At 40.5% G+C, this 5,225-nt stretch carries 4 protein-coding genes; all 4 read left to right on the top strand.

The window, feature by feature from the left end; genetic code table 11:
- Window positions 1-880, top strand: an 880-nt coding sequence (locus tag ACFFUV_RS23115) for a hypothetical protein (protein WP_390198218.1), incomplete at its 5' end; no start/stop codon positions are given.
- Window positions 877-2,493 carry a leucine-rich repeat domain-containing protein gene (locus ACFFUV_RS23120; RefSeq protein WP_390198221.1) on the top strand — a complete coding sequence of 539 codons (1,617 nt, stop codon included), beginning with the start codon at window positions 877-879 and terminating at the stop codon, window positions 2,491-2,493. The genes ACFFUV_RS23115 and ACFFUV_RS23120, both read left to right, overlap by 4 nt.
- Window positions 2,486-3,862 carry a leucine-rich repeat domain-containing protein gene (locus tag ACFFUV_RS23125; RefSeq protein WP_390198224.1) on the top strand — a complete coding sequence of 459 codons (1,377 nt, stop codon included), beginning with the start codon at window positions 2,486-2,488 and terminating at the stop codon, window positions 3,860-3,862. Before ACFFUV_RS23120 ends, ACFFUV_RS23125 begins: the two co-directional genes overlap by 8 nt.
- 74 nt (window positions 3,863-3,936) lie before the next feature.
- Entirely contained in the window at window positions 3,937-4,608 is a 672-nt protein-coding gene (locus tag ACFFUV_RS24080; RefSeq protein WP_446697922.1) for a glycine-rich domain-containing protein, read from the top strand.
- Window positions 4,609-5,225: the final 617 nt, after the last annotated feature.

Below are 5,225 nucleotides of genomic sequence, written 5' to 3' on the forward strand. Positions count from 1 at the left end.
AAGGTTCTCTGAATGGAAGAATCTTACCGAGTTTAATTTCAATTGGTGTAACATCCCTTCTTATGATCCGGCTTTTAATTCTATTCCGGCAAAAGATATAAGCATTATAAGCGATAGGAATAATATACCTGTATTTGATGAGGTGGATAAGGTAGGGGATGATAAGGAAAGCGTTTATTTTATGGGTAATGGTAGCTCATGGAAACAAGATCTGGTAGGAGGGAAGTTGAACAAGATTCAGCGGACATATTGTTCTTCAAGTACGGTGCCGGTAGACGATCTTCCGGATTACTTGTATGAGATAAGGGAATTTAGGGTATGGAATTTGCGTGATAGTGGTAGATTTATAAATACGCAGGAGAGGGCTGATACGTTCGTTAACACGTTTTATGATAAGATAATGTCGTGGAGTTATATAACGATGTCACAGACGGCTTCTGACGGTAACAGGAATCAGTTTTATAAACTTACCTTAGATTTATATACTGCCGTAAATCCTACTAATAAGAGACCGTCTGGCGTTTATCAGGCTCCTGATGGATTTGTCAAGGGCGTTAGTAATGGTAATCCTACGACACCTATGGAGAAGGTGTATGTGCTTACCAACAACTACGGGCAGACGTGGATCTTGGCACCTGCCCCGGCTTCTAAGGCCGCCCTTACGATGGCACGGCGGGCGGGGAAGACCAGGATTACCCCGTTCGTTCTTGGCGTAAAGGATGGGCATGTATCAGTATTTAGCGGAGACGTGTTAGATGAAAGCATGTCCAAGTACAGTTTTGCCGATAAATACGAGGCTATAGATATATGTAGTAATCTAGGGCTTGATAGTTCACCTGTTGTCGAGTATTTTAGAAGAATAGAGGAGGGAGAGGTATGAAGTTGATATGTAAGGGCACAAATAAAGGGTCTATAACCTTTTTTACTAAGGGTAAATACGCTTTTAGGGGCGTTAACAGGAATGATACTACTGATGACGTGCCTGATCCTATATTGGATAGTAGTAATTATAATGAGAGTATACAGTTTTATTCCAAGACCCCAGGAATGTGTGAGGTCGATTGGGGTGACGGGAATAAAGAGCAATTCCCTTTCGTGAAGGATAGGAGCGAATCCATATACGGGCGATATAGGTTGATGTTCAGGAGAAGGGATATAAGTTATCGTAAGAATCTCGACAGTCACCCATGGTGGTTTTATAAGGATGACGGGAGTGAGTATATCCCTGTCCCTAATCATACTTATGATGATGGCATGGATAAGGAGCGTGTGATATCCATGTCTTTTACCAATGATGTTACGAAGATGGAATCCTATAGGATTATGATGGTAGGTTTCCCTATACTTGATATGCCTAGCCTTATCAATATAATTATAAGTATTCCTGGGGATCGTACCATAACAGATATACCAAAGGATAGGATAATGAGATCGGTAAATATAGAGCGTATAACATTAAGTGATTTTGGTGTGGATACGTTGACGTCCATCCCGGAGGATTGGAATAGACTAACTAAATTGAAAGGTCTGAATTTGTCCAAATCTATTGACTTTAGTGATACCGAAGCTTCCAATATAAGGAAATTCCCTTCCATGTGGCCTAATTTGGAGATATTGCATTTAGTTGGTGGAAGGGTTAGGGTATATCCAAGGGAATGGCTGTCTTTTAGCAAGCTAAGAGAATTATATATATCCCCGGGAGTGGCTATGCCATCGTTTGATCCTAATACATGCCCGGCTATGGATGAGGTGGATAGGATAAATTCTAGTTTAAAAATTTTCAGTCATATAAACAGATGGTATGGATCCGTTGTAAGTTGGCATCCGTATATGAGTGGTAAGGGGTTGGAAAACATTGAGAGTCTCGACGCTTCATATAGTTATAGTAATATAGATGTAAGTAATCTCCCGGATTATATATATGAGATGAGGTCTATGAATAGCTTTTATATGCATTTCTGCGTGTCAACCCAAAGTCGATGTGATACGTTTATATCAACATTATATGATAAGGTAATGGGGTTTAATTATCTCACTATGTCCTCCTCTGCTTCTGATGGCGAAAGGAATCAGTTTTATGGATTGTATTTAACTATGTATTCGGCTTCCAATCCTGTTGATAAAAGACCTAGTGGCGTATTACAGGCACCTTCTGGTTTTATAAAGGGTCAGTCTAATGGCTCTCCGTCGACTCCTATGGAGATGGTTTATGTGCTTATGAATAATTACGGATGGAGGTTTGATATGGCGCCAGAGGCTTCGGTGTTAAGGTCAATACGGTCTTCTGATATTGGCACGAGGTCGTATAAGCCATATAAGCTTATTGTATTTGACGATGGGCGTACCTTTGTAGGCGATGGAGATGTTTTAGCTCATGATACGGATAAGGTATTATCGTTTGGGGGTCAACCTGAAGGGGAATATTTATGTGATTCTATGGGATTGGACAGGAATGTTATTGTAGAATATTTTAACAAGATAGGTAATGGCTAAGACATTATATAAATACGAGGCATCATCCAACAAGTTCGTGTGGTTCACCACATGGGATAGGGCACTTAGAAATTTTTATACCGATGATTATAATTATGTACCTGATCCTGTCGTTGGTAATTCTTATAATACGTTTGTCGAGTTTAGATCCAGAAAGCCCGGTATGGCTAATGTGGATTGGGGGGATGGAATAAAGGAGCAGTTTCCTATGACCAAGGTTCAAGGGCGGGATGATTATTGTATTATATTCCGTTCTTTGGCAATACAACATAAGAAAAATCCCAATACTACGTGGTGGTTCAGGAAGGAGGATGGATCGCAATACGTACCTATAGATAATCATGCTTACGCTGATGGGAGGAGGGACGTACAACGGGCTGTGTCGATAGATTTTACTTGTGATATTTATTATGCCAATATCCAAATTTGCAAGATGACATCTTTCCCGATTGTGGATATACCAGGACTTGAGTTTTTGATCGTATCCCATACGATGTATGTTAATGATGGCATACCGGTAGATAAATTGTCGAGATCTAATAAATTAATTTATATAGAGCTTTCAAGTGTAGGGCAAAGAATGACTGAAATGCCTGAGGCTATAACCAGCAAGACAGAGGTATATCATTTAAATATGTTTAATATGCTTGATCTTAGGGATATAGAATCTAGCGGGATAAGGAATATAAAGAATATGAAAAATCTTCAATCCCTTGATTTATCTTCATGTTATTTGGATAGGTATATAAAGGAGTTTAATGATCTTCCTAAATTAACTTTGTTGAGAATGCATCTTGGTCCTTCTGATATGTGGAATTATTTTGATATAAACACCCATCCTTCTTTCGAGGTAGATAAGATAAATCCTAATATTACTGATTTTTATTTTTTAGATGACTGGGTAGGTGGAGGAAGGAGGACGGGTTGGAATGATGATAATATGTCTGGAAGGGGATTGGAGCATCTTACTAGTTTCATTGCAGCTTATAGCAATAGTCTTAGAATGGATAAGCTTCCGGATTATATTTATGAGATGAGGGCTATTACACGGTTTAGCGTGAGTGCATCCACTCATAGCCAAAAAAGATCAGATGATTTCGTGAACTCTTTCTACGACCTTGTTGTAGGATGGGATCAGATTACTATGACATCCGTGGCTAAGGATGGGAAGAGGAACCAGTTCTATAGTCTTTCGGTAAACATGTATAATGCTGTTAGTCCAACCGAAAACCAGCGTCCTTCCGGCACGGAGCAGGCCCCCGAGGGATTCGTGAAAGGCCAGTCCAACGGATCTCCCGCTACGCCTATGGAGAAAATATATGTATTAAAAAATAATTATGCCCAGAAATGGGCGATAAAACCTGAATAATATGCTTAATATGAGTATTTTAAAATATAAATGGGGGGGGGTAAAATCCTGTTTGCTTTATGATGAGAAGAAGGATGCTACCCAAGGTGAAGATAGTAGAGGTATTCGAGGAACTGTCCCCTCAGGATAATGGATATTGGGAGGTTCCTGATGGGGTCTATGAGGTTGAGTTCGCGTTGGTCGCCGGAGGTCTTAATGGAGGATATTCCGATATATATAATGCCGGGAGTGGCGGTAACGGAGGTGGTGTACTGACTGGGACTATATCCGTAAATCCAGGTGTTACATATAGGGTGGTTGTCGGAGATATAGGTGGTGATAGTATATTCGGTATATATCAGGCTATTGCCGGTAAAGGTGGAAGAGGCGGATATGGAGTTGAAGGGGATGGTCATGATCCTTCCCGGGGAAATCCAGGGCAAGATGGATCATATGTTTTTAATAATAAGTATCCTGATCGTTATCCTTATCCTATGGGCGCTGGTGGTGGATCGGGAGCTTATACAAGAGGATGGGATAAAGGCTTTTTATCCGGAGGTAAAGGTGGCAATCACGGAGGAGGTGATGGGGCTGGAGCTGAGGATACTGAGGGTGTTATTATTAATGGCGAAAATGGAGGTAATGCCACTTATTATGGTGGTGGTGGAGGGGGAGCCTCTAAAGCTTCTAATAGTGGGGCTACGAGCGGTCGAGGAGGATCAGGTTATCGTGGTATTATTATTTTACATTATTTTAAAAATGGATAACATGAATAGAAATGATATTATAAAAGAACTAGGTTCGTATTTTGATATAGTGGAATTGGTATGTCCTCATACATACAATAAGTGGAAGGACAGATCGTGGCAGTTTCTTGATACTGCTTTTCTCCATAATCTTCTTATATTGCGGAGGGATATAATCAAACAGCCTATGTATTGTAATAATTGGGACAAGCAGGGGCAGTTTTCTCAACGAGGCCTTAGATGCAACATCTGCCAGATAGTTAAGGATAAGAAAGATGTTTATCTATCCGCTCATGTGTTGGGTAAGGCTGGGGATTTCGATGTCAAGTCGATGACGTCGGAACAGGCCAGAGGCTTGATTTTGGATCATCAAGATATGTTACCATATCCTTTCCGGCTTGAAGGGAAGGTGGGTTGGTTACATTTTGATAGTCTTGACACGAGGAACGGTATACATGCCGTGGTGTTTTAGGTGCTTAATGGTATAGTAGTTAACTTTGCGAGTAAGGTATAAAATGAAAGGCAAAGACATGATAGAGCGAGTGGGGGCTTTGTGGAATATTGCGCTTGCGTATGGTGCCTCTTGTTGGGCTTATTTCCAGCCAGTACACCATTTATTGACCGTATTACTTATAGTA

Source organism: Vibrio olivae, assembly GCF_042428525.1.
GTDB lineage: Bacteria > Pseudomonadota > Gammaproteobacteria > Enterobacterales > Vibrionaceae > Vibrio > Vibrio olivae.